The sequence below is a fragment of the Pseudomonas sp. S1(2024) genome, from assembly GCF_046557535.1.
In genome coordinates, this window is the sequence record NZ_JBKGFP010000001.1 from 1 (window position 1) to 24413 (window position 24413).

The 24413-nt window shown below is 52.4% G+C and carries 22 protein-coding genes; 10 read left to right on the forward strand and 12 right to left on the reverse strand.

Annotated features, from left to right (window positions below):
- Positions 1 to 130: 130 nt before the first annotated feature.
- From gmtX to ACLCGK_RS00020, 4 genes are all read right to left on the reverse strand, one after another.
- Positions 131 to 790, reverse strand: a complete 660-nt coding sequence (gmtX, locus tag ACLCGK_RS00005) for a gamma-mobile-trio protein GmtX (RefSeq protein WP_410950740.1) — start codon at positions 788 to 790, stop codon at positions 131 to 133.
- Positions 765 to 3356, reverse strand: coding sequence for a VPA1269 family protein (locus tag ACLCGK_RS00010; protein ID WP_410950741.1), 2592 nt, complete (start codon positions 3354 to 3356; stop codon positions 765 to 767). The genes gmtX and ACLCGK_RS00010 overlap by 26 nt, the downstream gene beginning before the upstream one ends.
- The gene (gene gmtY, locus ACLCGK_RS00015; RefSeq protein ID WP_410950742.1) at positions 3353 to 4804 is read right to left on the reverse strand and encodes a gamma-mobile-trio recombinase GmtY; all 1452 of its coding nucleotides are present in this window, start codon (positions 4802 to 4804) and stop codon (positions 3353 to 3355) included. The genes ACLCGK_RS00010 and gmtY overlap by 4 nt, the downstream gene beginning before the upstream one ends.
- 180 nt (positions 4805 to 4984) lie before the next feature.
- A complete protein-coding gene (locus ACLCGK_RS00020; protein ID WP_410950743.1) occupies positions 4985 to 5434 on the reverse strand; it encodes a hypothetical protein in 450 nt (149 codons plus the stop codon).
- Positions 5435 to 6185: 751 nt separating this feature from the next.
- Between ACLCGK_RS00020 and ACLCGK_RS00025 the strand changes: the two genes are divergently transcribed.
- Complete coding sequence (locus ACLCGK_RS00025) at positions 6186 to 6629, forward strand: hypothetical protein (RefSeq protein ID WP_410950744.1); 444 nt, start codon at positions 6186 to 6188, stop codon at positions 6627 to 6629.
- A 108-nt stretch (positions 6630 to 6737) separates the two neighbouring features.
- On the opposite strand, the gene ACLCGK_RS00030 is transcribed toward ACLCGK_RS00025, so the two are convergent.
- The 3 genes from ACLCGK_RS00030 to ACLCGK_RS00040 form a co-directional block, all read right to left on the reverse strand.
- Complete coding sequence (locus tag ACLCGK_RS00030) at positions 6738 to 7454, reverse strand: zeta toxin family protein (RefSeq protein WP_410950745.1); 717 nt, start codon at positions 7452 to 7454, stop codon at positions 6738 to 6740.
- Positions 7429 to 7614, reverse strand: a complete 186-nt coding sequence (locus ACLCGK_RS00035) for a hypothetical protein (RefSeq protein WP_156675906.1) — start codon at positions 7612 to 7614, stop codon at positions 7429 to 7431. The genes ACLCGK_RS00030 and ACLCGK_RS00035 overlap by 26 nt, the downstream gene beginning before the upstream one ends.
- Positions 7615 to 7712: 98 nt before the next feature.
- A complete protein-coding gene (locus ACLCGK_RS00040) occupies positions 7713 to 8138 on the reverse strand; it encodes a hypothetical protein (RefSeq protein ID WP_410950746.1) in 426 nt (141 codons plus the stop codon).
- 292 nt (positions 8139 to 8430) lie between these two features.
- Here ACLCGK_RS00040 and ACLCGK_RS00045 point away from each other — a divergent pair, with 292 nt between their 5' ends.
- Positions 8431 to 9267: a hypothetical protein gene (locus ACLCGK_RS00045; RefSeq protein ID WP_410950747.1), complete on the forward strand. Its 837-nt coding sequence runs from the start codon at positions 8431 to 8433 to the stop codon at positions 9265 to 9267.
- An 882-nt stretch (positions 9268 to 10149) separates the two neighbouring features.
- Here the strand turns inward: ACLCGK_RS00045 and ACLCGK_RS00050 are convergent.
- Positions 10150 to 10638: a hypothetical protein gene (locus tag ACLCGK_RS00050; protein ID WP_410950748.1), complete on the reverse strand. Its 489-nt coding sequence runs from the start codon at positions 10636 to 10638 to the stop codon at positions 10150 to 10152.
- A 612-nt stretch (positions 10639 to 11250) separates the two neighbouring features.
- Here ACLCGK_RS00050 and ACLCGK_RS00055 point away from each other — a divergent pair.
- Both ACLCGK_RS00055 and ACLCGK_RS00060 read left to right on the forward strand, forming a co-directional pair.
- Positions 11251 to 12144, forward strand: coding sequence for a hypothetical protein (locus ACLCGK_RS00055; protein ID WP_410950749.1), 894 nt, complete (start codon positions 11251 to 11253; stop codon positions 12142 to 12144).
- A 172-nt stretch (positions 12145 to 12316) separates the two neighbouring features.
- Positions 12317 to 13288, forward strand: coding sequence for a hypothetical protein (locus ACLCGK_RS00060; protein WP_410950750.1), 972 nt, complete (start codon positions 12317 to 12319; stop codon positions 13286 to 13288).
- Positions 13289 to 13474: 186 nt separating this feature from the next.
- On the opposite strand, the gene ACLCGK_RS00065 is transcribed toward ACLCGK_RS00060, so the two are convergent.
- A complete protein-coding gene (locus ACLCGK_RS00065) occupies positions 13475 to 13735 on the reverse strand; it encodes a hypothetical protein (protein WP_410950751.1) in 261 nt (86 codons plus the stop codon).
- Positions 13736 to 14097: 362 nt separating this feature from the next.
- Here ACLCGK_RS00065 and ACLCGK_RS00070 point away from each other — a divergent pair, with 362 nt between their 5' ends.
- Positions 14098 to 14637: a hypothetical protein gene (locus ACLCGK_RS00070; RefSeq protein ID WP_410950752.1), complete on the forward strand. Its 540-nt coding sequence runs from the start codon at positions 14098 to 14100 to the stop codon at positions 14635 to 14637.
- Between the two features lie 97 nt (positions 14638 to 14734).
- Positions 14735 to 17074: a TOTE conflict system archaeo-eukaryotic primase domain-containing protein gene (locus tag ACLCGK_RS00075; RefSeq protein WP_410950753.1), complete on the forward strand. Its 2340-nt coding sequence runs from the start codon at positions 14735 to 14737 to the stop codon at positions 17072 to 17074.
- 74 nt (positions 17075 to 17148) lie between these two features.
- Here the strand turns inward: ACLCGK_RS00075 and ACLCGK_RS00080 are convergent, their stop codons facing one another.
- Entirely contained in the window at positions 17149 to 18360 is a 1212-nt protein-coding gene (locus ACLCGK_RS00080; RefSeq protein WP_410950754.1) for a hypothetical protein, read from the reverse strand.
- A gap of 531 nt (positions 18361 to 18891) precedes the next feature.
- Here ACLCGK_RS00080 and ACLCGK_RS00085 point away from each other — a divergent pair.
- The 4 genes from ACLCGK_RS00085 to ACLCGK_RS00100 all read left to right on the forward strand — a co-directional run bounded on the left by ACLCGK_RS00085 (position 18892) and on the right by ACLCGK_RS00100 (position 22916).
- Positions 18892 to 19992, forward strand: coding sequence for a saccharopine dehydrogenase (locus tag ACLCGK_RS00085; protein WP_410951274.1), 1101 nt, complete (start codon positions 18892 to 18894; stop codon positions 19990 to 19992).
- Between the two features lies 1 nt (position 19993).
- Positions 19994 to 20485 carry a DUF2269 family protein gene (locus tag ACLCGK_RS00090; RefSeq protein WP_410950755.1) on the forward strand — a complete coding sequence of 164 codons (492 nt, stop codon included), beginning with the start codon at positions 19994 to 19996 and terminating at the stop codon, positions 20483 to 20485.
- A gap of 120 nt (positions 20486 to 20605) precedes the next feature.
- Positions 20606 to 21742 carry a hypothetical protein gene (locus tag ACLCGK_RS00095; RefSeq protein ID WP_410950756.1) on the forward strand — a complete coding sequence of 379 codons (1137 nt, stop codon included), beginning with the start codon at positions 20606 to 20608 and terminating at the stop codon, positions 21740 to 21742.
- Between the two features lie 49 nt (positions 21743 to 21791).
- A complete protein-coding gene (locus ACLCGK_RS00100; RefSeq protein ID WP_410950757.1) occupies positions 21792 to 22916 on the forward strand; it encodes a hypothetical protein in 1125 nt (374 codons plus the stop codon).
- A gap of 122 nt (positions 22917 to 23038) precedes the next feature.
- Here ACLCGK_RS00100 and ACLCGK_RS00105 read toward each other — a convergent pair whose 3' ends face one another.
- Complete coding sequence (locus tag ACLCGK_RS00105) at positions 23039 to 23857, reverse strand: hypothetical protein (protein ID WP_410950758.1); 819 nt, start codon at positions 23855 to 23857, stop codon at positions 23039 to 23041.
- Between the two features lie 95 nt (positions 23858 to 23952).
- Positions 23953 to 24339, reverse strand: coding sequence for a hypothetical protein (locus tag ACLCGK_RS00110; protein WP_410950759.1), 387 nt, complete (start codon positions 24337 to 24339; stop codon positions 23953 to 23955).
- Positions 24340 to 24413 lie beyond the last annotated feature (74 nt).

The window sequence follows — 24413 nt, forward strand, 5'->3', positions numbered from 1 at the left end:
TACAGATAAGATCACCTACTGTACTAAGATGATCGTGGGCCATTAACCATGGGGGCTACAGCCGCGAGGGATGGTTAGTATATGTACTATGTCTATGTACTACAAGCCATCTCCACGCAGCTGTGTCAGATCATTCGATTTCTTTCAGAATTTTCCGAATTGCAGGCACGTACCCATGCTTATAGATCTCACCTGAATCGCCTTTCACCTGGCCCGCCCTGGTCACCATCCAGCCTTGCCTATCGAAGAAATCGTCCGATACCGCCGCTCTGAGGGCTGTGATCTCCATGTCACTAAGAACCCCTGTCAATGAGGGCAAAAGCTGAACTGACTCCCTCTCTTGAGGTATCTCGACCACATTTGGGCGGCGGTCGACAACGATGTCCTTCTGGGATTTCAGAAGGTTGAGTTCAGCCAAGTAGCGACGGCGCTCGGCCATAACCTGTGTAAACACCGCACGCAGAGCTGGATCGTCAATACGTTGAAGCAGCTCGTTGTCGCTTGGTATGCCCTGTTCCTTGGACTTCGTAGGCAGTCTCCTATCCGTGCCCACACTTGCAGCCCAGGCCTCAATCAGCTGACGGAAACGAAACCCTCCGCTGTTGCGGATCGTTGAGGCAGATGGCCCGCCAGCCGCAACGGATAGCTTGGCAATCGTGGCAATCGAGAAGTTGCGACTCTTCGTTTTCTGATGTGCCTCCAGGACGCCATGCAGCACCGTCAGGGACTTGGCTTGCTGTTTGGTGGCCTGGCTTACCAATTCTTCAAAGATGAGCTGGGGATCGATCACGGATGGCCTCCCGGACGTGTTTTGAGGTGGTTGTGATCAGATCGGATAGCTTCGCCACCGGTTGCTTCGTGAGGCGCTCCAGCGGCTCCATAGCGGCTGGTAGAAGCTGTAGGCCTTCTCCTGCCTCAAGCAGGCTGGAAACCTCACGGAATCCCTCCATTCGGTCATTGGGAGACAGCGTCAAAGCCATAGACCTCATCATCGCATTCCCGGCAATAAGCTGGAGGCGATCATCCATTCCCATCAAAATAGGTGCGTAGCCGCCCCGCATCAGAAGGTGATTCAAAGCGCGAGAGCGCTTCTCGATGGCAGGTGTGGCCCTCAGCTCATCCGTCAAATCAGCATAGATTTCAGCGTTTTCGCACAGCTGGGAGATCTGCCACAGCTCACTACTGGTCTCGATGAATGAGATGGGCTGATGAATGTCCTCCAAAGATCCCACGGCTACCAACTTCGTGGCCGAATCACCTGTGTCCCGACCCTCTTCGATTGAGACAATCTTGCTGATGATCTGGAAGCAGGAGATCAGGTCTTTCGCGTACTCGTCAGCCTCTTTGATTTGCTTCTCATAGCGTCTTTGAGCCTGTTGCAGCTCTGCTTGTAGCAGGAATGGGCGGTTTTCCTGCTCAGCAAAGTACATCTCGTCTAGCAGATCATCGCGCTGCTGCTCGATCTCAACGGCAAGCGACGAAACCTGGGAGGCTCGATAACTCAGCATGTTGAGGTGGGCCACAAGCGCTGGTAAATAACGTGCATCGGTGATGAACCAGCGGCAACGTGGGCAGTTCTCTAGGCCATGTGGGACTGGGCCATAGACAGGCCCTTTATTGCCCCGAGTTATGACCTCCCCACCGTTCCAGCATCCGCCTATGTTGCTCATTTCGTCAGATCGAGCGCTGTTTCCACCGACAAGGCACAGCCCGATGTGACGCTGCTCCCAGCCGATTGCATTGCGATTCGCCAACGCAATCTCGATTGCGCTGCCATCAATGAAGGCCGTTTTAGAGTGGATCTGACGCATGTCAGCGTCCCGAAGGAAGATCTTCAGATTTTCATCCTGCGTAGCGCTGATGCGTCCGCTTGCAACGTCCATTACCTGGGACACCATAGCCGGGGTCGGCTTCGTGTAGTGCAGCGTCATGATGATCCGAGAGTGACCTGCAATCAGCTTGGATAGCACTTGAATCGGGACGCGCCCCTCCATGGCATAACACGTCAGAAGCGAAACACGGAGGCTGTGGAGTGGGAAATCCGTTTTGATCGGCAGCACATTCAATTTGGGGTCGGGAGGCTGTACGAAACGCAACCTAGAGCCGTCAGAAAGGGTCTGGCCACGTGCGGCAACCCGATCTTCTAACGTCGAGAGCAATCGATACCACAGGTTAGGCAGTGTGTAGCCTCCCATGGGCTTGTCACGCTCTCCTGGAGGCGCCGTGGGGTCGCGGAAGAGGAAGCAGATCGAGCCCATGTCTTTCTTCTGCTCGGCAGTTTTGACACTACCGAAGTGCTTCTCTGCCAGATCAGCACAGGAGGTTGGGCCGTTAATGGGGTTGTACTTCTCTTGCCAATTCCTCAGGCGCTCCAGCCAGTACAGGACATCTTCGTTCTGCCATGGAATCGTGTAGCCTCGCTCACGAGACTCCTTGTTCTGGTCTGCCGTTTTGTTTGTGCTGACGTAGAGACCGGTCATGATTTCACCGATGTCCTGGTCGTGGATACGGCAGAAGATTCCCCGTTTCCAGGGGTTTCCCTCGCGACCTAGAGAGAACCCATGGCGATTGTTCAGAACCCAGTCGCCACCCTCATACCGCCACGTATCAGCCTCGCCAGAGTCCAGGAAACGTACCTGATAGGTACGAAGCGGCAAATGAAGCTTTACGTGAAGCGCCATCGACCGAACAGGCGACCAGATTTCGTAGCGATCATTTTTGTAGCGCCATACGCAATCCGGGTCATCCTCGTCGATAACCGACTGCTCGACCGGGAACCAATCTCCAAAATCAGAGCGCAGTTGACCGGACTGTCGCTGAGCCCACTCCCAATCGCGGAATGTACCCCTGGGCTGCGGGCACAGAATTTCGCGAAGTTCACGAAGATATGCGTAGGGCAACGGATTGTGCACGGTCTCGGTGATTACCGTCTTTTCCTTGCCCTTGGCGAACGGATTCTTGACCAGAGCCATAGGGACGCCATGGTCATTTGGCTCGCTGTAGCTGTGGATGATGATCCAGTCGAGCAGATCCACGATCCAGTTCTGGTTTTTCACGGCAGTCGCAGCGTTCATGGATGACTCCATGAGCGGCCTCAACTCTGGCAGCAAACCCTTCTCCGCGACCTGAAAGAACACGTCAGGACTAGATCCGCCTGGCACCGTCGGCAGGTAATTGGCCATGAACCAATTCATCGCGTTGATCTTCACACCAATTGAGCCGGTCTGCGTTGCAATCCAGCCGGATAGGAGTTGACGCCAGCGCTCCCAGGCTTCGCCTCGCTCCTGCACAATCCAAGTGAAGTTCGTGTCCGAAGAGCGACCGTCTCGTGATCCGCGTCGTGTTGTCTTAGTCAAAATTTCTTAACTCTGTACCTTGTTTGTGGCGATTCGAATGCTTCCAGAGTCGCTGGTAGCGCTTCGTCCCAATCGTTGAAGGGCGAAATGATCTGGCCGCTGTCGGTCAGCTCGTCGAGCCTTTCCCCTGCGGCGGTAAGCGCAGAGGAAACGTCCGCGATACCTGGTGCGGTATATCTTTTCTGCGAGTCCAGGGAGGTGTGGTGCATAGCCTTGCGGATGATCTGCGGGGGAACCTCAGCCTTCCTCAGGCGCCGACCAAAAGCGTGCCGATGGCCATGGGTGGATCGACCCTCAGGCTTCGATACGGTTTGCCCAATACGCGCCAAGGCTCGCTTGTAATTGCCGTTCAGTGCTTGAAGGGTGTATGGCTGGCCTGCGACGGATTCTTCGTAGGAAACGAAGGCGTAAGGATGGTGCCGCTCTACAGTCGCCAAGTATCGGATATGAACCTTCCAAAGCATCATGAATAGCACGCTGAAGCGTGTAGGGAACCAGTACAGTTGGATGTAGTTGTCCGCGTGGTCGACCAGTCTCGTTTTCCACCCAACACGCTTCGTGCCTTGGCGAAGGTTCCTGGCCGTTAGGGCATACTTCTCCCTCAAGTACGCTGCGCGAGTCGTGGTGCCCTTGCGGCCTCTCCAGTTGTCTGGGGCCTTGCCTTCCTCGGGATGATAGACACGAACCATGGCGCCACCCTCGATCAGAGGGTGATCTTCGACATCCACTACCCAGAGGTGCTGTGCGTCGCTCTCTCGTAAGCCCGCGCCGTGCATCATGATCAGTATCAGTTGATCTCGCACTGCGCACCTAGGATCAGGAGCGCCACCGAAGCCCTCCATGTACATCGCTTGGAAAAGCTTCTCAGGGAACGCGATGGCGTCATCATCAGCCTTGCTGAGTGCGCGCCGGCCTCGAATATTCCGCGCCTGATCGACGTTCTTCGAGAGCGCTTTGCTTTTGATGTGCCCTAGGAAATCATTGCTGTTGCGGCGGTGCCAGGCAGCGTAATTAAGCCGCTGATCATAGGTACTGGCGGTCATCAGGGGGTTCATGGCCGGAGCGTCGTACAGATCAGCCAGATAGTCTGTGAAGCCCTTGAGGACTGAGATATGACGGTCTGATGAGTTACGACTGGCTGGCACCCACCCTAAGCCAGATGGATCTAGCCCATCATCTCCGATTGTTCCCGTATAGAGACGTGAGGCAAAGGCCTGGAAGAGAGAGCGGGGGTCGGAGAAATGGTGCTGGTTGGCCTCCATGTACTCCAGCAGCAGCTTTGTGGCCTGGGTTACCGCACGCTGCCAACTAGGGCTCAGATGATGGTTGGCCAGGAGGTAGTCAATCAGCGAGGAGACCACACCGTGCTCTGTGATCAAGACAGGAATCTCGCTCTGGATTCCCGTGCCGTCAACCACCACCTTCGCTACCACCTGAACCACTGCCATCCAATGCACCCACCCAAAAAGGTGCGGATGGTACAGATAGTACACCTATAGATGTCAACACCTTGATTTTTAAGGGGAGGGTGGAGCTAGGTTTCACCCTAATCTAGTGTACTTAGTATAGTTTTAGGTGATACCAATACTGACTATTTAGTAGAGTTAGGTCACTAATAGACCATTCAGTCATTTAGGGGAAGGGTCGTACAGCTCATCCCATCGGGATGGTTTGCGTGCTGCAGGCGCTGCGGAAGGCTCAGGGGCCTCTTCAATGACATAGGCCCAGTGATGGGTCATGTTGTCCTGACGGAGCTTGCGCAGACGATGGTAGCCATCTTCCAGGTGGAAGTCTTCTACGAGCAAGGGCGGCATCGTCCCAATGGGGAGGCTGTCCACGGCTTCCTGCCGGCCCTGGCTAGGCTCGTGATGGTCTGAGTCATAAAGCAACAGGGTGTCGAGCTCAATCCAGGTCAGCTTGGCCCGGCAGCCAAAGTATTGTTCCTCGATCTGCTCAAGGGAAACCTCATACGGCGACAGCACGGCAACGTATGCGGCGATCGCTTCAGCACTGACCAGGTATTCCGGCCAAACCATGTGCTGTGGGGTTTCCTCTGGGGTTAGGTGTTTATTGCTCATGTTCGATCCGTGGCTAATTTTCAGGGCTATTACCGCAGCGTCACACATACCGCATGCGCAAGGGAAGTCACCTTCAAAATCTGGTTCAATCCAGGGTGAAAACCGAAGCTTCTTCCGAAGCTTCGCTTGACACGACGAAAATGTAAAGCCATTTCGACGTCTTTTAAAAATGACCAATTCTAAAAATGTGAAACCCCGCCATAGCGTAGGGATTGACCATTTTTAAAAGTGCTCGCCGCAGCTCATATCCATGAGGTGCTGATTGCTCGCAAAGCCCTGGCCTGCAAGGCTTTCAGGCTGGAACTGTAGCCACCACCTAGCGCGCCATTCAGCGGGTCTGCCACACCCAGGGGTTTCAACCAATTTTAAAAGTCAGCTTCGCTAGAAGCCCCGGACTGCAAGGGCTTGAGGATTCGACCATTTTTAAAGGAGGCTATCCGTCATTTTTACGGGTTGGACAAACCCGCCAGATTCGTGCCTTGGCGACCAATCCTTGTGTAAAAAGCGCAGTCCATAATCCCTTAGTAATCAACCACTTAGTGCGCATAATCTATCTTATGTTAAATTGGTTGTATGCACATGTATGTACAGGCAAAGACCTGTTTGATCATATGCCAGCCCCGCTTCGTTCCGATGTCATTCCCCCTCGTGGTGCACCCGCTTCCTCCTCAGGACGATCCTGATTTTTTGTAGGCAGCCGAGATTACTGTATATTGGTTGCGTGCCCACAGAACCGTATGAGGAAAACATCATGGCTGCAATGATGGGATACATGATCACCAGGGCTGGCGAGCAAGATCGCGAGCTGCGTGAAGTCATCACGCTCCACAACTTGTTGAGCCCTACAGGCGGCGTGTTAACGCTGGATAAGGCTGCTGAGTTCCTCGGCATGGACACTGCCGAGCGGACACTGAGGATGATCGACCGATCGATTATGGGTATTTTCGTCCTGCGCGATCTGTACGTGCCCTTGTTTCAATTCCAGGGCCAGTACCATATCCCGCATTTCCATGACCTCTGGGATGTTCTAGCGCCGTCCTGCAGCGAGCTGGAAATGGCCCATTTCTTCGTCGCTGAGACGCTGGCGCCTGGCGGGCCTACGGTTCGCCAACTGCTCGTTTCCGAACCCGCCGTAGACGTACTGCAGGCCATTTTTGCAAAGGCTGCGGCATTCAGATCGCCTACCTGGCGCTAGACAGTGTGCTGCTGTGTACCCGTGATCATGCCGCGCTCCAGGCGCCTGGAGCGCATTGGAAGGCTCCATGTGGATTACATCTGCCCCGCTTCATCTTAAAGCTAATAATCAAGGCTCGTAGCTGTTATCACTTTTGATTTCAGCACGAGCTAAACTATCAGTGAAACTACCAAGTGCCAATGGAAGGCCTTTTAAGTTTCTGATCTGAATTTTCAAAGTATTAACGCAAAGAGATTCAACAACGACTTTGACCCAGTTTGGCAAAGGTTGTGAATCGTCAATTTCCAGCACGCCTTTTTCAAGTGTAGCGCATAGCTTGGCAACTTTGCTTGAGTTGTCCCAGATGGCTACGCGATTTGCAATTTTGCTGGCCGCAGTGAAGTTATCCCTGCTCTCATCATATCTCCGCCTTATGACTTTTTCATCAATGTAGTGGCCACCTTTTGCAACACGATTCGCGACTCGCTCTACATTAAGATCGGCAGACTCTAGTCCAATATAACGGAGTTCAATGGTAAATCCCGCATCCTTGGCTTTCTGCATTCTCCCAATAATGCTCTTTCCAGTAAGCGTTGTTTCCATTGTGAAAGGCTCTAAATTTTCAATGGAAAGATTGAAGAATTCCACAGCCTTCTTCCCAGCAGCCACATCCATAGATCTGGGGTGATTTGGATTCAAATGCCTAGCAATGCTATCGGGATCGATATGCATGTGTATGCCAGGGTCAGAGTAGAGGCCACGCAGCGTACTTTTTCCTGAGCCATTCGTCCCCGCATAAAAGACTGCGATGGGCCTCCCCTCAGATGGAGGGCGTTGATTCTGCATGCAGTTTTTTCCTTCTGCTTTGACGCTTCAATCTGTCAGCTATTACAAAGGCTTTATCCGCTGGGTCTTCGGTCTGATGGACGTAGCTGTTTCGCGCCAAAACTGCAAAGGATTCTTCAACTGCTTTTTCCTTTGGATTTCGGTCTATGAAGGTTTTCATGTTCGTGAACCACCCTTTTTTAAGGTATCAGCTATTATATCATGGGCACGCTGTTCGTTCAATGTCAATACCATGCAAAGGCCTTTTGAGCAATTACGCTACAACCCAAGCCCAACCTCAGGCTTTCTCGGTTTGTGCACGGTGTCTCGGATGGCAACCAAAATACTGGCCGCCTTTTCGAAAGCTTCGTCCGAAGGTACTGGCAACCCCGCGTACTCGAACGACGTACCGCCCTCATTGGCGCTGTAAAGCACCAGGTGCTCACCTTCAGCCAGATTGAAGATCCACGTTTGATAGGTCTTCTTGCCGTTGAACAGGAAAGCCGGCTCGCCCCACAGTTTTTTGTAGGCATCCACATGGTTGCGGGACAATCGATAGTATCCGTCCAGGTTGGTGCTCATCATGTCGGTCATAAATTCATGAAACTTGTCGATCATGAAGATGGGTTCCGGACGGGCCTGGTCTAGCCAGGTGCTATCAGTCTGGAGCAAATCCAGAGATTTCAGATCAATTCTTCTGTTCATGGTAACTCCGAAGCTGCGCTCAATACAGGTATTGTAGGCATGGCAAATCCTGGAAGTCACCTTCAATTACCTGGCCCAGTGCTGTGCGCTTGGGAGCTCATTTGTAAGATTTCAGCACATTCGAGACGACCCTCAGCCTACCCTCTTGCAAAGCACCGGAATAAATCCTTAAGCCTGGGGGACGCATCCAAGAGCCTTGTTGTGAATTGATTCAAGATCAGGCTTTTACCAATTGATCGGAGGCATCAGCAGTGGCCATACTGATTGAAGCCTACAAATTGGAAATCCCGTCATGTCCACCCTATTGCAAGATGTCAAAGATTTTCACGAAAGAGCCATGTTCTACAACCTTTCCAGGGTGGAGATCAGCAACACCGTGGCTGCTTGGCAGCAAGAGCATGGTCAGGTTGCTGCGCAGGCTGCCATGAGCACGGTTGACCCATCTGGTGAAATTTTTGGATTCCCAGCAAAGCCAGGGGATATCCTGAAAGCCAGATTGGTGCTGCTTTTCGAGCAAGCCAAGCTGTGCAGCCTTACTCCCGAGGAAGTGCAGGACAAGCTTGTTGCGTTGGTTGTTGAAGGCCATGGGCCGGATGAAATCCGGGAAATGTTGCCCGTTGTTGATCCCGATCGACTGGTCTTCAGCTACCCCATACAGCCAGGGGACAGGGGCGTTCATGGGCTAGAGCTATGGGCGAACCGCTATGACAACTTCAGTGACACCTACGGTCATCACCTCATTCACTCAGAGCATATCTCTAGTGCGTTCGTAGAGGCTTGCGAACAGCTCTGGCAAGAAGGTGTCCTGTACGACCATGGTGGGCTCAGCGTTGACAAGGCGAGCCTTCAGGGTGGCTATGCCATCGTGGTGGCTCTCGAAGCCCATGTGAAACCCGACAGCAAGGATCTGGCGCTGCTCAACACCAAGCATGCTATGCACTTTGAGTGTCTCTCAATGGTGCTGAAGCACGACCCGAAGGCTTTTGGGGCGGAAGTGGTAATGACCACATTGATCACTGACCCCAGCAAATTGATACTGGTGCCTGATATCGCCCAAAGCATGCAGGATGTGGCTGACAGGTGGGCAAGGCATCAACTCCAGGTAGCTGACAATACCCCGACTCCCTAAGCACGATACCTGCAGGCGACGCTGCCAATGGCTTTAAGCGACCTCGGATCTGCAGGTATTACCTGAATGGCTGAGAGGTTACTCCAAATGGATGACCTTTATACCCAGATGCGCTTGCCACCCCATAGAACCTGCTCACACAAACGCGTTTGCAGGCAAATGTTGATTGCGTTAACGGCCAGGCACCAGGCGCTTGAACTGGCCAGGTTTCTGATGCGTGGCATGAGGAGCCTGCAACCCCATTTTGGTGTTCTGCGGGCAAGCCGCTGGGTATCCTTGTGAACAATGACGTTGAGCCGATTGACCTCAAAGCCCCCGAGGTTCTCGGGTTGGCCAAGTACCTGGGATTACACACCCTGATCCCAACGTCAGTCCAGGTAGGTCGCCATGGCTGCTGGAGGAGGCAATAACCGAGCTCTTCGAGCATCCGGGCACTACGGCTTCAAGCGAGGTCACTATTTCTTCCGCTTGGCTGCGTAAGCATTTGTAACACATCAAGGGCTAAAACCTCAGTGACTTGCTCCTCGCCCTGAAGGGGCGAAGAGTCCTTCTACAAGCGCCTTGTTGGTGAGCGGTGAGGCTAAGACTGAACTTACCCTGAGTGATCCCGCCCCTGTGCCTGGCTTTTTGTTTCGTGCTTAAATGTTTTATTGGTTTTGCATAGCTGGCATTGCTCCAGCTTTCAGACATATAAATAAGAGCAAAACACTTTGGATAGCCGCCAAAGAAAAAGAGCCGACCACCCCTCCATGCAGCACTGATTCCCTATGATTTCGTGCTGGCTGCCTTGCAATCGACGTAGTCGTCTGTGCAAGCGGGAGAGATGGGAAGCATCTGTCCAAACGTCTTGGTGGCCAATGCCATTGCCCTTTCAAGTAACCCTTAGTAAAAAATTTTGCCTTTGCCTCTGAACGAGTAAACAATATACATGCCAGCCGCACTGCATTGAGCCAAAGTGCTGCATCCTGCACCTGATTGCGACGCATCCACCTCAATCGTGATTGAGCAATCATAAGACTTCAAGGCTCCAGTGCAAGATTGACCTTTTATCTCTGTCAATAATATTGCCCTCGATCCACTTTCGTCGAACGCATCGACAGAATTGAAGTCAATCGGCAAAACTGAAGTAAATGTTGCTGTGACCACATTCCCAGTCTCGCTATATTTATAGCTCGCAGGTACAAGTCCGCGACTACTGGTAATTGAGTGTTTGTCAAAAAAACCTACAACATCAACAAGGTCAAACTCTGGCTCCGGGGTTTTTTTCATGGTAATTGGAGCACTCACTCTGATTATATTCTCAGCATAGGTGAGTGGAGAACTCATCATTAGGGCGCACAACGCCATTTTTGCAATCACCGCTCGACTCATTTGTTTCTCCATAATGATACACGTATTCGTTGTTTACGGGCTTTTCAAGCCTAAAATCAACACTAAGCTAAAGGGCTCTAAAATTCATGCATCTGTCATTTTCAAAGCCTGGGTTGCAAAGGCGTGTGAAAGGCCTTGGCATTGATGTGCGCATGAACATCTCCGTATCCTAAGGTCGTTTTGGACGACAGAGACACTGGTGCTCATATGTCAATACTACGCTAAATCGAGGCCGTTGATCAATCCTGTCACAACTGAAGACTCAGGTGGTCGCCAGGTCAAGCGAATTCCAGCAAGTCCGGCGCTGTACAGCCCAAACGAGGCTTCAGGCAACCTGCACCTCACGACGCGTGATCGTCGTCAAATTCAACAACCAAAGACTGACGTTTTCATCATGGCTTTCGGGCGGAGTCAGAATATTGACGCTAATGCTTATTGCACTACACACCTAAATGCTAGTAGTTTCCACTCAACGTCGACGAGAGATCCAGTGCTGTGACTCAGACTAAAAAGTTATCGTATACCTTGTACCCCCTCCTGACCAATAAGATCGTTAGCGGCCTTCGACAGCACCTACCTGGAAAGGAGCGCAGATCTTTTTCAGATGCTACGGTGCTAAGCGACTTCATTCGGCGCCAGCCTGACATTCAAAACGATCATGCGTTCTACATTATGGCCGAAGAGCTCTTTCTGCAATCGCATAACAGCCAGGTCATCTTCCCTGAGTCACCCCTCGTCCTAGATAACCTGCTCAAGGCTCGGTACTCGCTGTCCTCAAGCGAAGGCCTAGACATGCCGTTCCCATCCTTCATTCTTGCTCCACCTCGTGGTTACGCTTTTAAAGGCATTGAGATCCCAAGCCTCCTGGTCTGCTGGGTCACTGGGGATGGCTTCAAGGACGAGGTGCTACGCCCTTTCCTCGACTACATCAAGGTTCCTGCTGACCGGGTGTCATTCTCAGAGCTTCCCCAGGACGGCATATTGAGTTTGGTTTATCGAGATAAAACGGGTGAATGCTCAAGAACCGTTATCTATGGCCAAAACATTCCCGTGCTTTTGGGTGCAAAAAACCCACAGGCATACCGCGAGGCCATGGTCAGCCAAGGCCTTATCCTCGCGCAAGAGGATCTGTCAGAAGCAGACAGCGACATACAGTTCTACAGCTTGAAGTTGATTGCCGCCCTTGGCGTTTATCACGTGGCCACCCAGGGAAATAAGCTCAAGCAAGGCTTCCCGACGCCTCAAGCACCGCGCATGGAGGGCCGCCGCTCTGAACAGAAGGTTGCCCCAGTGACGCTGGTCAACAGTACGCCGCCGCTGGCAAACAGTGAGTCAGCCCGGCATGATGCAGGCCGCACAGCACATTACCGCGCCTGGCATTTCAGGCAGCTTCGGGATGAGCGCTATTACCGAGGCGAATACGCCCATCACGCACCGGGCACCCGGTACATCTTTGTAGAAAGCGCTTTGGTGGGTGTAGACGCGGCGCCAAATACTCAGTCTTGAGCTAACAGATGTACCTGCCTTGGGATGTCGCTCAAGGCAGGTGCTGGTGCGCTCATCTGAGAAAATGCTTGATAGCATTGATAGATAGGCACAATTTACGAAATAAGCGAAGTATTTTGCACGCTGAAGCGGATATTCCTTAGAATATGAGCATCTTGAATTGAGGTGCGTCATGAAAATGATAAAACGACTGCTCTGGGGTGCCCTGCTCTGCTTGCCGCTCTGTCATTCAGCCATAGCCGGCAATGAAATTCGTATGGAGGCCCCTGTCCGCTATGTGACAGCAGGAGAGTGGCTGCCCGCCGATCCTTTGCTGGGAGAGCCCTACGACGTCAATGAGACCTGTGACGATTGGGCCCCTAGTACCGACAGCATGATGGAGGGCTTGGAGTTCGAACAGTCCACAACCTGCACGACCACCAGCAGTCAGAGTGTTCAACAACGCGAGCTGTATTCCACCACAGGTGTGTACCGCAACGTGGGCCCTACGACTGTAAAAACCTCCTCCAGGGAAGAGCACAAAACTCAGCAAGCCATCGGTACGCAAACCTCCACCTCAGGCTTTACCGTACTCAATGCGGTCGCAGGACGTAATGGTATCTACCAGGTGACAAATGGCTCAACCACTTTTAGCGCCTACGTAGACATGACCACCGATGGTGGCAAGTGGGTACTGGTGGCGCGCTGGACGAGTCTGGCTAACGCAACCTTCAACAACGTGGTGGTCAAGGGGCAGCCAATCAAGGGCGTGACGAATGACAGCGCCAACTATCCGATCATTCCAGCCGGCATCATCAACAGTTCAGATAAAGTTCTTATTGCAAATGGGAACTCAAGCTGGATTCAGGCTTACGGTGCTTGGCAACGCTTTGAAACCCTTCCTGCAGACACAAACCTGAACTATAGTGGCATTCCTGCTGTTAGCCCCTCGGGTAGCTATCTTTTCTATCACCCTGGAGCAGGATGGGCCTCTGCACAGACCATGACTGCACCGTTTGGGCTTTGGACGACACCGAATCGCAGTGGTGCGTGTGGTGGCGCAAACACTCCAGGCACCAATCGCATGTGCCCGGTATTGGGGACTACCTACGCTCAGCATGCTGATTCGACAAACGAGAAAAGACTGTATTTGAAGGCGCGTTGATACCGGCAGGATCAGGGTGGTGTTGACCCCATATGACCCACCCAGTCCGATGAATAAAACAAACTTCTGTTGATCAAGAGGCTTTGTTGGCACAGTAAATAGCCAGGGACTTGATCTTTAGCGCCACCAGGCGACCGCCAGGATTGAGTCGTGGGCCAAGCCTGACCAGTCGGTTTAAATCACCCTTCATGACCGCCCCATCTGTGACGTTCGCGGGGTAGTCATCACTTTTTTACTATCCCTCAACTCTGCTGAGGCGTGCAATTGATTGACAAGGCGTTTGCCAATTTCATGCAGTTTTTCCACTTGCTCCTGAAGGTCGGAGGCTTGCATCGAAACACAACCATTCCTGGCTTCCAGTGTTTTTATCTTACTCAGGGCTTCCATGAATAGCTTGTCTTTACGAACCTGCGCCGGACTCCGTTTACCCAAGCAAGTAACGAGCATGATAGATCTCCGTCAGCATTTGCTCTCATAATAACAAATCGGCACCTGCTTAGGTAGGCTTCATAACGGGCAGAGGATGTGCGCCCTACCTGTGTTCGCCCGTGTTCGATTGGTGCTCCCAGACGCTTTCGCGCCCTTGCATAAAACCCCGCGTCAGCTATCACAGGATTCCAGCCTACCCGATTGGCAGGTTCATTCGTACTGGAGTATGCCTTGGACAGACCCTTGGCACACATGCAATAATCATGAAATGTCAGGTCAAATAGTAATAATGACCATTTTGCGCCTCGTGGATCGTAGCGACCCCTGCTCTTCCCGGAGCGCATCACATCAATGTTCACCACGCTTGGAGTTTCAGTGCTATGGATCGAATTTTTCTAACCGATAAAACCACAGACTTTATTGATATTCTGGTCGATGAGCTCCAGCCGATCAGCAGCATCGTGACATTGAACCTGAACAGCCCACTGTCGGAACAAATGGAAGCTTTTTTCAACGATCACGATCAATCCCCTGTGGTTGCAGTTATTGACATTGGGGGTGGTAAGCCACTGGATTGGAACAAGCCCTTGGTCGCCGCGCTGGATAGCAGGGTCATCGGCGGTGTTCAGCTTCCAGACCAGTCTTCCATCTTTATTCTGACCGAATGGTCGATCGCAGACCTGGTTAAACCAGATTATGGGGCCCCTTTTCATGAGCTGACATCGAAAGTTCGCTTGACCAACGTGGCCCACGATTTCCTGGTTGCCAACAGCGCACATTGGTTCAGTGAGCCCGCTGCCCAAGAAACCTTAGGGTACGTCTTCAAGAACGTAATTGAAGGGATTCAGAGGGCGCGTGGAGAAAAAACCAATGAAGCCCCCGCGTGTCGTCGAATGGGCTTGCACTACGCAGCAACCTGAAATAGCAGCGACTACCCACCCAAAGGGCTCGCCATCAGCAACCCGTTTGAGCGTTGGACTATAATTAGTCCAGCACGCCCAGCCAAGCAGGTTTCTCATGGCGAAGAAACCCCAAGACCCCAACCAGCCCAGCCTCTTTGACGACATTGCCCCCGCAATGCCGATACGCCTGCCAGTTGAAGCGGAGAGGCCCTCCGATTATTGCCTTCAGCACCTTGATCACATTCACCTCTTTCGTTCGCTCTTCGTTGGGCGGGACGATGTCTATGCCCAGCGCTGGGAAAACCCAGACAAGAGCGGCTACGCTCCCGCGTGTCACAACGAATGGGTGCCCGATGTGTGTGGCAAGAAGGGTGGCCAGGTCAAATGCTCAGAATGCCCGAACAGTCGCTTCAAGGCCTTGACCGATGAGGTCATTGCCAGACACCTGCGCGGATTGATTACGATCGGCACCTATGCCCTATTGTTCGACAACACGTGCCGGTTCCTAGCTGCCGATTTTGACGAGGAGACTTGGCGTGATGACGTCCAAGCGTATGTCCGGGCTGCCTGTTCAGTAGGGATGCCGGTTTACATAGAGGTGTCTCGCTCTGGCGAGGGTGCGCACACCTGGATTTTTTTTGAGACGAAGGTGACTGCTGCGGCCGCCAGGGAGTTAGGTACCGCCCTGGTTACCCTGACCTGCAAAAGCCAGAGGCAGCTGAAGTTAAGCTCCTACGACCGCCTGTTTCCCAGCCAGGATGTGATGCCATCTGGTCATCTGGGTAACCTGATCGCCCTCCCCCTGCAGGGTCGAAAAACCGAATCCGGGGGCAGTGTCTTTGTAGACAATGACCTTGTGCCCTATCAAGACCAATGGGCCCTCTTGGAAGGCATTCACAGGGTGTCAGAGGTAGACATGAAGTCCTGCCTTGAACGAATTGTTGTCAACAATGATCCGCTAGAGGTGGCTTTTCTCAACCAGGAAAAGAGTCAGGGACTCATCAAATCTCCCCAACATACTGCCAAGCTCATGGGCCCGCTGCCTCAAGCCTTGAATCTAACAATCGACAGCGCCATCTCGATCAAGCGGGCCGATATCCCTTTGGCACTGGAACACGCGCTGTTGCGCCTGGCGTGCTTCAAGAACAAAAAATACTACGTCGACATGATGCAGGGTTTTTATGTTGGTAATACGCCCAGGGTGATTCAGGAGCATAGCCTGACGGGTGACGTGCTGAGGTTGCCCAGGGGGCTGCTGGACACTGTTCAGGCGCTACTCGCCTCACATGGCGTTGCTACGAGTCTCACTGACAACCGTGCTGCCGGCAGTGCTCTGTCCATCGCCTTTAAGGGCGTCTTGCGGGAGGATCAGCAGCGAGCCTTTGCTGACATGGTGAATGACCACGATGGCGTCCTGTGCGCACCCCCTGGCTTCGGTAAAACGGTGATTTGCGCTGCGCTCATCGCTTATCGAGGTGTGAGCACCCTGATCATTGTAAATTCAACCATCATCGTCGAGCAGTGGGTGAAACGCTTGGTGGATTTCCTGGATATCGCCAAGGAAGACATTGGTAGGCTGGTGGGTGGCAAGGGGGTTTTGCGTGGCCGCCTCGATGTTGCCTGTGATGCCTCTCTGGCTGGCCGTGATGACCTCCCTGAGCTGCTAGTGCAGTATGGTCAGATCATCATTGATGAATGTCACCACAGTGCGTCTGAAACAGGCAGGAAATGCCTGGAACACGCCCAGCCTCGCTACATCCTGGGCGCTACCGCTGAAGATGAGCGCAGTGATGGCCATCAACCCCTGGTGTTCATGCGGTGTGGGCCCATTCGGCATAGGGCTGAGAAAGCCAGCAATGCCCCGACGAACCTCAAGCTGATCGTCAACTACCGCAGTCGTGCGATCGATCTGAAAAAGGGTGTTGAAGCCTACAAGTTGTATCAATGGCTACTGGAAGACCATGAGCGCACCCAGGACATCGTTGCGGACGTGCTGGAGAACTATGCAAGGGGGCGGGTGTGCCTGGTGTTAACCCAGCGAATTGAACATGTAAGGGCCATGGCGGAGGCGCTTGAAGGCAAGGTCAAATTGTTTGCCTTGCTCAGCGCTGGTAAAGGCCCGCAATCGAAAACGGCCATCATCGAAGCGCTTGCACAGATGCCCCACGATGAGCCGCATGTGTTGATCTCGACCACCAAGATGATCGGTGAGGCGTTTGATCACCTACCGCTGAACACGCTGTTTTTAGCAATGCCCTGCGCGTGGAAAGGCATGGTGCGCCAAAACACTGGGAGGCTAGATCGGCCTACCGAATTCAAGCTTGACGTAACCGTGCATGACTATGTCGACGTAGGTCACCCCAGTCTGATCAATATGTGGAACAAGCGCCGTGCAATGTACAAGAAGCTGGGGTATCGATTAGTGGATGAAAACAGGCCGGATTTTTTCGATTAATTTTAGAAAGCACATCTCAAAGGTTGCATTAGAGAGTTGATCTGTATTGCAACAAAAACAACTCTCTGAGAAGCTCACTTGACTAGGTATGGCCTGTTTATTATATCTGCCATTTCAGGCCCCTTGTAATAAGGCTTTATGAAAATAGGCTTTATTAAGGCCCTCGCTTCTCCATAAGGTTGATCCCGCCAATGCCCCCGGACAATAAATCTTCGCGTCAACCTCAGATGGTTTACCCCATCAGACTTGGCAGCCTCGCCATCCTCTCGATTCTTGATAACAATAGCCCCGATGTTATCCCCGACTATGACACCGCCAACACTTGAATATTTATTGATTCCCCTCATTATTTTTTCTTTCTGCTTTGAAGTAGAAGCCTTTTTGGCTTTCTCACGAATCTCATCATGCCTAGAGGTTGCTGGCACTAAGTCGGCACCGCTAGAGTTGACATATAGAATTGAATTCAGTATGCAGCGATAATAGGCGTATCCCCCCTGATAAAAATCTTCATCTGAGGCAGGTTCAAGTGATTCATAAGAACCTTTGTATCCGAATCCGATGTCATTGGGATTTATTTCTTCCCAGTCTGTGCGTATGCAACTATCTATACTTGAGCCAGGGATGAGTAATAGCTGACGCTTTGACGTTCCATAAATATGATCGTGATCTTTCCCATGAAAAGATATGATGGACAGCATTCTATTATTGCTGTTCTTGTAATTATCATGCATCGAAACAAACACGGATAGCGGGGCCTCGTAATCCATCAGGTCACTATTAATATTCATGATCCCGCTCGTGCCAAACGATCCATGAAAGGCATCAATAATCGGTTTCGAATGGTAGGTGAACAAACACGATTGAAATGGCAATCTGATGAAGTCAGATATCATGTTGGCTTCTGTGTGAGATAGGTGTTCGCACAAATTTTCTTCAAATTGGAAAAGTTTTCTGCCAAACAGATTAAAATTAACAAGGCTGCAGTATTCAAGGGTTAATTGAGTGGTCATATTCACCCATCCTTGAATATTGGGCGAATCTTGCAAGGAGCGCCAATTGTTAATAATATCAATCTTTGATAATCCGTAGTTTATTTCCATCCAATCATAAAATTTTTTAAGCTCATTATCCTCCAGTTGAGCGTAATTACTCCCACTAAATTCAGTCGACATGATTGGCTGTTGGCTTGCCCCAGCAGCAAGCAATGAGTTGGCGTCAGCTTCTATGGCTTTAAAAAAGTCTGGGCGCATTTTTTTCACAACGTCGTAAAAGCTTTTCTTTATCATTCTATTCTCCTTGCAATCCAGTTTTATTACCCATATCGCCAACTAGCTGGTTGCTGGCAATCCTTAAGTGTAACTGCATGCAATGTGCTGTCAAATAAAAACGCTATTTTTTCATTGTTCCATTCATTTGACTGTACAACATTGAGTGGAACTCAAGATTATGATAGCAAGTCACTATGTCATTGTTTTTAATGCAGTTTGCAGCGACAACATGAATGAATGCAGGCGACCTGGCGACACTCCGACCCGGAACGACATGGGTATTTTCGATGGTTCTTCATGAAAAATTGATAATCAGACAAATGGTCGAATTTTTTAAAAGTTTCCGTATGCGAACCCGCGCTAAGGCCCGCAGGTAATTTTAGAGCCCAAGTTTACAAAATATTACTCCCAGATGATCTCTGATTTCGAATGCCCTAGGCCGCTATGCGATCGAAACCCAGATCAGGCCGGTAATTCGCAAGGTGAAGAATCTAGCGGGTGACGAACGTAACAATATATGCCAAAATCGACGAAAAATAGCGGTGAGTCATCATGCATAGAGTCGCAATCGTCGGGGCATACGGAAATTTCGGACGCATCATCTACAACAAACTCAAGGGTAAGGCCAATGCCCCCTTCATCCTCGCAGTTGGACGTGACGAGCAGAAGCTCAACACCCTCTGCACGGCGGGCAGGGGCGCCTATTGGGCGGGAGATGCTCATTCTGCAGCGTTCGTGGAGGTGCTGCGCAAGCATCAGATCAACCTGGTGATCCACACGGCGGGCCCGTTCCAGGGCCAGGACTATGCGGTCGCCCGATCGGCAATCACCGCAGGTGCCAACTACTGCGACCTGTCCGACTGCCGCCATTTCGTTCGTGGCATCTCGATCCTGGACGACCTGGCGCAACAAGCAGGCGTTTTCGTTCTGAGTGGCTGCAGTTCGGTACCGACCCTCTCCTCTGGAGTGATCGACTACTTCGAACCGCTGTTCAGGAAGATCCACACGATCGACTTCGGCATCACCTCATCTTCCAAAATGCCGGGTGTATCTACGGTGCGGGGTGTGCTTGAGTATGCCGGCAAGCACATCGAGCAATTTGAGAATGGAATGGTCAAGCGTGTGTTTGGTTGGCAAGACCTGACCCTGCACCGTTTTCCTGGTCTGGGCAGTCGCCTGTTGGCGAACGTGGATGTTCCGGACATGGACATTTTCCCAGGTCGATACGGGGCACATACCGTACGGTTCCAGGCGGGCGCGGGTCTGAAGCTTGGCACGCTCGCAAATTTCTGCGCCGCCTCTCTTGCACGCCTGGGTGTTGTCCGATGCGCCAGTGTGTGTGCCGATTGGCTTCATCAAATTGGCAAGCGGTTTGAATGGCTGGGGGACAAGAAAAGCCTCATGTTCATCACGATTGCCGGCATCGGCATCGACGGCCTGCCCTACTCCCATCGCTGGGAGATCGAGGCCTGGGATGACAAGGGCCCGACCATACCCGCCTCAGGAGCTGTGGCCTTGACCACAATGCAGATGGCGGGTGTGGCGATCGAAGCAGGGGCCCGCGCCTGTGTGGGCGTCATTCCAATGGAAACCTATCTTGAGGCGATCGGAGAACCCTTGATCACTACCCGAGATCACTCAGGAAGCTGACATGGCGTATCTGCTGCTCAAGTACATGCATATTGTAGCTGCGGTGTTTCTGTTTGGTTTCGGCATGGGCTCCTACCTCTATTTTGTTGCAGCCAACCGGACAAGAAACCCTGTCGTGATCAGCGCCGTGGGGAGAATGGTGGTGTGGTTTGATGCCTGGATCACCACCACTGCCGGAGTTGTCCAGGTAGTCACGGGCTACGCACTGGCCAGCCTTGCCGACCTAACCCTGCATGCCCCCTGGGTCTTGTACTCGGTCTGCGTGTTTGTCCTGGTGGGGCTGCTCTGGCTGCCTGTCCTTTGGCTCCAAAAACAGCTCAGAGACATGGCCCTGGCCTCAGTTGCGACAGGTGCCCCACTCCCCGTGAATCACAGGCAGCTTTATCGCTGGTGGTTGTGGATGGGGGTGGCGGGGTTTGCAGGGATGTTCTTGATCGCGCTGGCCATGGTCACGAAAATGACACCCGTGGAGCTCCTCCGACTTTTGGCATGAAGGATCGCGCTCGCGACGATTAATCCCTCACACTGCTTTTCTTAATGTGGCAAGATGCCCTATGTTGCCGGGCGTATTGCCAATCCAGGAGGCCATGTGAGAGCACGAAGAACCCAGAGAATGAAAGATTCGGTTCAGGCACAATGCGCCTCTTTCGAGTTACAGAGGCTGTCAACCAAGGGTCACACCGGGCTCTTGGTGGAGGGCGCGATTGCCATCTGTGGCGAGGTGCTGCGAGCCTTTGATGATATCGACAGTGCCTACTGTTACATGGAAAGCTTGGAGGCGCGCAGCGGGCTGAAAAGCGCCTTCGTGCATGCTGCGTCCGTACCCCACCCAGACTATGGTGACTTCGCATTCCGGATTTCGACGTCGCACCAATGTTTTGAAGCTGGCCATGACTTTTCCAGTCTGTTCGGTGCCGTAGGTTATGAAAATCTCCAGATCCCAAAGCTTTGGTTGGATAGCTTCAAGCCATTTTGTGCACCCAATTACTACATGCGACTCTTCCCGGCAGCCTTTCGGGAGCAGGTTCGCGAGATCGTCCTGCACAACATGGACAACCTGGCGCCGTTTCTTGCAGAAAATGTCGTGCCTGGCAAAGGAGATTCAGATGGTGGCATGCACATCTTTAGCGAACTGCTCTGCGGTGCACACGCCGTGCGCAGCGTCATTGCCGACACCTTGTTTGCGCTGCAGGTACCGAAAGATTTCTATGCCTGGCCGGAAATTCTGCCTTACGTTTACCCCGACCATTTCTGCCGGATCATCGAAGCGGTCGTTCATGACTATCAGGGGGCATCGCACGTCGAGCGCACCAGGGCATATTTCGACAGCTTCATGTCTGAACGGGCTCGCTTTCCCAACACTGACCGTGACGGCTATGGCGCGGCATTCTCGAATGCGGTTCGCGATCATCTGACCGGGGAATCGTATGCCAGGGCGCCAAGTCCATGGCCGTGCAATGATGAAGGCCTGGCGACCCGCAAAGTCTTTGCCAGCTGGGCCTATGCTCACGAGCCTGAGTTATTGGAGGTGGTGACTTCTGCCCTGAATCTCTTCGAGAAAAAGCACCAGGGGAAAGAGGTGTCCGAGCTGCTCAAGCTCATCAACGAAGAGGCCATGACGGAGGATCGCTCGAACCAGGATTTGTGGCTGGAAGCCGTCCTGAGCCAGATACCCATTGCGCTGATCATCAGCGGCCAAAAAACTACTGATGTTGAACTGACTAGGCTCTCAAAGATGATAGTCTCATAAACCAGATTTCTGCAGACATCTCACTACCCCAAGACTCAAGGGTGCATTCATGGCCAGCCAGCGTGTCTCTCCCACCAAGCACTCAATGTACGCCCCCCTCAGGTATGAGGCGACACGTCCCTTCGCCGTTAGACTGGGGACGCAATATATCGCACGCTCCAAAGGCACGAGTCAGCAGAGGCGGCATTTTCTAACGGAAGAGCTAGCTCCAGCCATCCATAAGGCACTTGATCGGATGGGGCCTCAGCCAGGCCCTGGCCCAGCAGAGGCGGAGATCACAAACGTCCAGGTTTTTTCTGGCTTCCTGGACGGAGGCCGTATCATCTATGATTTCCATAAAGGGCTGACAGTCGCATTGATGCATACGGATGTGGACTCTCTGCCGATTTCCGCTATCCCCAAAATCAGCTCGTCGCTGTACCTGCATTTTGGGCATCAAGTTGTGGAAGCGCTTGGCTTTGAAGGTGCTTTCGTTAGCTGGAAGATTTTTCCTGGTGAAACGCCTAGGCTTAACGTGCGCTTTACCACTCATAATCAATTTTCAAATCCTTTCTTCTGGGCTAGCGAAAAGGGTGAGCCTATGATGGGAGTGCCCATTGACGTGTCCGATCCCAGCCAAGGTATTGCTGCAGCCATACAAGCCTCATCAGAAGCGATCGTCGCATCCAACGCCGTGATGCTGGAGCGGATTCGCCAACAAGAAGCTGACATTGCTTTGCGCTTTGGTCTGCCGGCCACTTCACTAAATCTAGGCTCTACTCTCATGATGGATAGCGCCCAACTTAACAAGGGAGTCGCACTGGCGGTAAACTGCTTGCTCTTTCTGTCCATCGCTGAGCATGACGTTGTCGAGCGCTGGGATGACCGTGCCCCGAGCGACCTGGTACATCAGGCTGAGCATGCAGACAAACCAGGTGCCCGGAAGACCGCCGAACGCACGCTGTCCAACCGGGACTATCTGAAAGTTCGTCTGGTGGGGCACAAATTTGCGGCAAGCGTGGATTACGGTGATCATCATGAGACAGGGCGTACCATGGTCACACACTATCGACGTGGCCACTTTCGCAACCAACCGTATGGGCCAGAGCGCGCCATGCGCAAGATTGTGTTCATACCACCAGTAGTCGTCAACGCTGGCCTCGGCGAGCCCCCTGGACGAATTTACGAAGCTTGATAGTGTTCAATAACATTCGCAGATGACGGGTCGACAGCCGTGCCTTTCTACCGATGAGCATTAACCTCCTCGTGAGGAAGGTTGGGGGCTCACTGAACTTTCGGACAAGGGTGAAGACCAGTCTAGCGAGTGAGATCATCTTTCTGAGAATAATCCCGTGACGCTATAGCTTTAAGTGATTTACCTTGCTCTTTGGCAAAGGCAACAAATTCCTCGCCAATCCTCGGGGACAGCTCTGCGTCAAATACGCCCTTGGGGTACAGCACGGGATCAGCCCCACGGCGGGATTGATTCGCTAGCACCATCAGCCTTGAGATATTCTCCCATTTGGCTTGAGAGGGCGAGCCGCGCATGCCCAGGGCGGGGAAGCGCCGGCAGTACTCAGGGTGCCCGAGTAGAAAGCCCTTGATCAGTGGGTGTATGCCGAAAGGCCCAGATTCCTGGTCGGCAACCCACTTCGCGCAGATTTCAGCATTGGAGGTCGTGGGCAAGCCATCTGATCTTGTCCGGACAACGCCAGCATTGCTGGTCTCCCTGGGCTTTATCAGGGGAGGGAGAACGCTCTTGGCGGTGTCCCAGGCTTCGTAGAATTCCTTGGTGCAGATCTCGTTACCCAGCAGCACTGCTTCTTCAACTTCCAGCTGAGAGGTCGGCCCGGTAATGACCATGTCGTTTTTCGAGGCAGTCGTATAGAACCACAACCCTGCACATTCAGGGCTGGAAATATCGGCCAAGATCAGCACGGGCTCTTCGGCAGATTTGGCGTGCATCTGAAGCGCAATTCCCGTATTGGGCATCTCGGGAAAATCACGGTTGCGCCAATCCATCGCCTCTTCCAGCGATGGAAAGAGTGGCTTCAGGGCCCAGCCAGGGCTGTCAGCGTAAACCAGATACGCTTCAGTGCCATCCCTGAACTTTGCGATACCGTACCTGAACGACATGGTGTCAATCCTATGTATTTATATTGGGGGCTTATTCAACCAGTTTACGCGCCTGCCATTTTACACTCAAGAACGACAGGCTTATAAATAGGCTGTTACAGCCTTGGCTCAGCGTCATGGCTGGCCTTTTTTTCCAAAAAATTCCGGGCTTTGCCAACAAACTCGGGCTCCTCATCGAAGATATTTCTGTCGCCATCGATGACATCGAAATTGTCCCACCATTTCACAACTTCCGCTGCCATCTCGGCAAAGGTGACGCCATACTTCTGCCAATACCAGTCTGCTTTTTCAGGATTACGGATGATTTCAATCTGCCTGATAAACATGGGGTCATTGTCAAAAACGTTCCACTCACCTCGGTCTCCGGTGGTCAGAAACTGCGCATCCTTCCACCAATCCGAAATGGCATCCACCAGGAGCTTTTGCCCCGGTGCCAGTCTGTCGTAATGCTGAATGGTTGCTGATTTCCCAGGTTCTGACATGTCGTCCATCCTTACCCTTAACTTGATTTATACTCCTAGTTTGACACAGGCAATGCAGGCTAGTCGATTACAAC

Coding starts and splice junctions, on each gene's coding strand:
- ACLCGK_RS00060 (WP_410950750.1), top strand. CDS start 12,317: ATGAAAATGATAAAACGACTGCTCTGGGGTGCCCTGCTCTGCTTGCCG.
- ACLCGK_RS00035 (WP_156675906.1), bottom strand. CDS start 7,614: ATGAAAACCTTCATAGACCGAAATCCAAAGGAAAAAGCAGTTGAAGAA.
- ACLCGK_RS00090 (WP_410950755.1), top strand. CDS start 19,994: ATGGCGTATCTGCTGCTCAAGTACATGCATATTGTAGCTGCGGTGTTT.
- ACLCGK_RS00050 (WP_410950748.1), bottom strand. CDS start 10,638: ATGAGTCGAGCGGTGATTGCAAAAATGGCGTTGTGCGCCCTAATGATG.
- ACLCGK_RS00040 (WP_410950746.1), bottom strand. CDS start 8,138: ATGAACAGAAGAATTGATCTGAAATCTCTGGATTTGCTCCAGACTGAT.
- ACLCGK_RS00030 (WP_410950745.1), bottom strand. CDS start 7,454: ATGCAGAATCAACGCCCTCCATCTGAGGGGAGGCCCATCGCAGTCTTT.
- ACLCGK_RS00065 (WP_410950751.1), bottom strand. CDS start 13,735: ATGCTCGTTACTTGCTTGGGTAAACGGAGTCCGGCGCAGGTTCGTAAA.
- ACLCGK_RS00080 (WP_410950754.1), bottom strand. CDS start 18,360: ATGATAAAGAAAAGCTTTTACGACGTTGTGAAAAAAATGCGCCCAGAC.
- ACLCGK_RS00075 (WP_410950753.1), top strand. CDS start 14,735: ATGGCGAAGAAACCCCAAGACCCCAACCAGCCCAGCCTCTTTGACGAC.
- ACLCGK_RS00095 (WP_410950756.1), top strand. CDS start 20,606: ATGAAAGATTCGGTTCAGGCACAATGCGCCTCTTTCGAGTTACAGAGG.
- ACLCGK_RS00105 (WP_410950758.1), bottom strand. CDS start 23,857: ATGTCGTTCAGGTACGGTATCGCAAAGTTCAGGGATGGCACTGAAGCG.
- ACLCGK_RS00045 (WP_410950747.1), top strand. CDS start 8,431: ATGTCCACCCTATTGCAAGATGTCAAAGATTTTCACGAAAGAGCCATG.
- ACLCGK_RS00020 (WP_410950743.1), bottom strand. CDS start 5,434: ATGAGCAATAAACACCTAACCCCAGAGGAAACCCCACAGCACATGGTT.
- ACLCGK_RS00100 (WP_410950757.1), top strand. CDS start 21,792: ATGGCCAGCCAGCGTGTCTCTCCCACCAAGCACTCAATGTACGCCCCC.
- ACLCGK_RS00110 (WP_410950759.1), bottom strand. CDS start 24,339: ATGTCAGAACCTGGGAAATCAGCAACCATTCAGCATTACGACAGACTG.
- ACLCGK_RS00070 (WP_410950752.1), top strand. CDS start 14,098: ATGGATCGAATTTTTCTAACCGATAAAACCACAGACTTTATTGATATT.
- ACLCGK_RS00025 (WP_410950744.1), top strand. CDS start 6,186: ATGGCTGCAATGATGGGATACATGATCACCAGGGCTGGCGAGCAAGAT.
- gmtY (WP_410950742.1), bottom strand. CDS start 4,804: ATGGCAGTGGTTCAGGTGGTAGCGAAGGTGGTGGTTGACGGCACGGGA.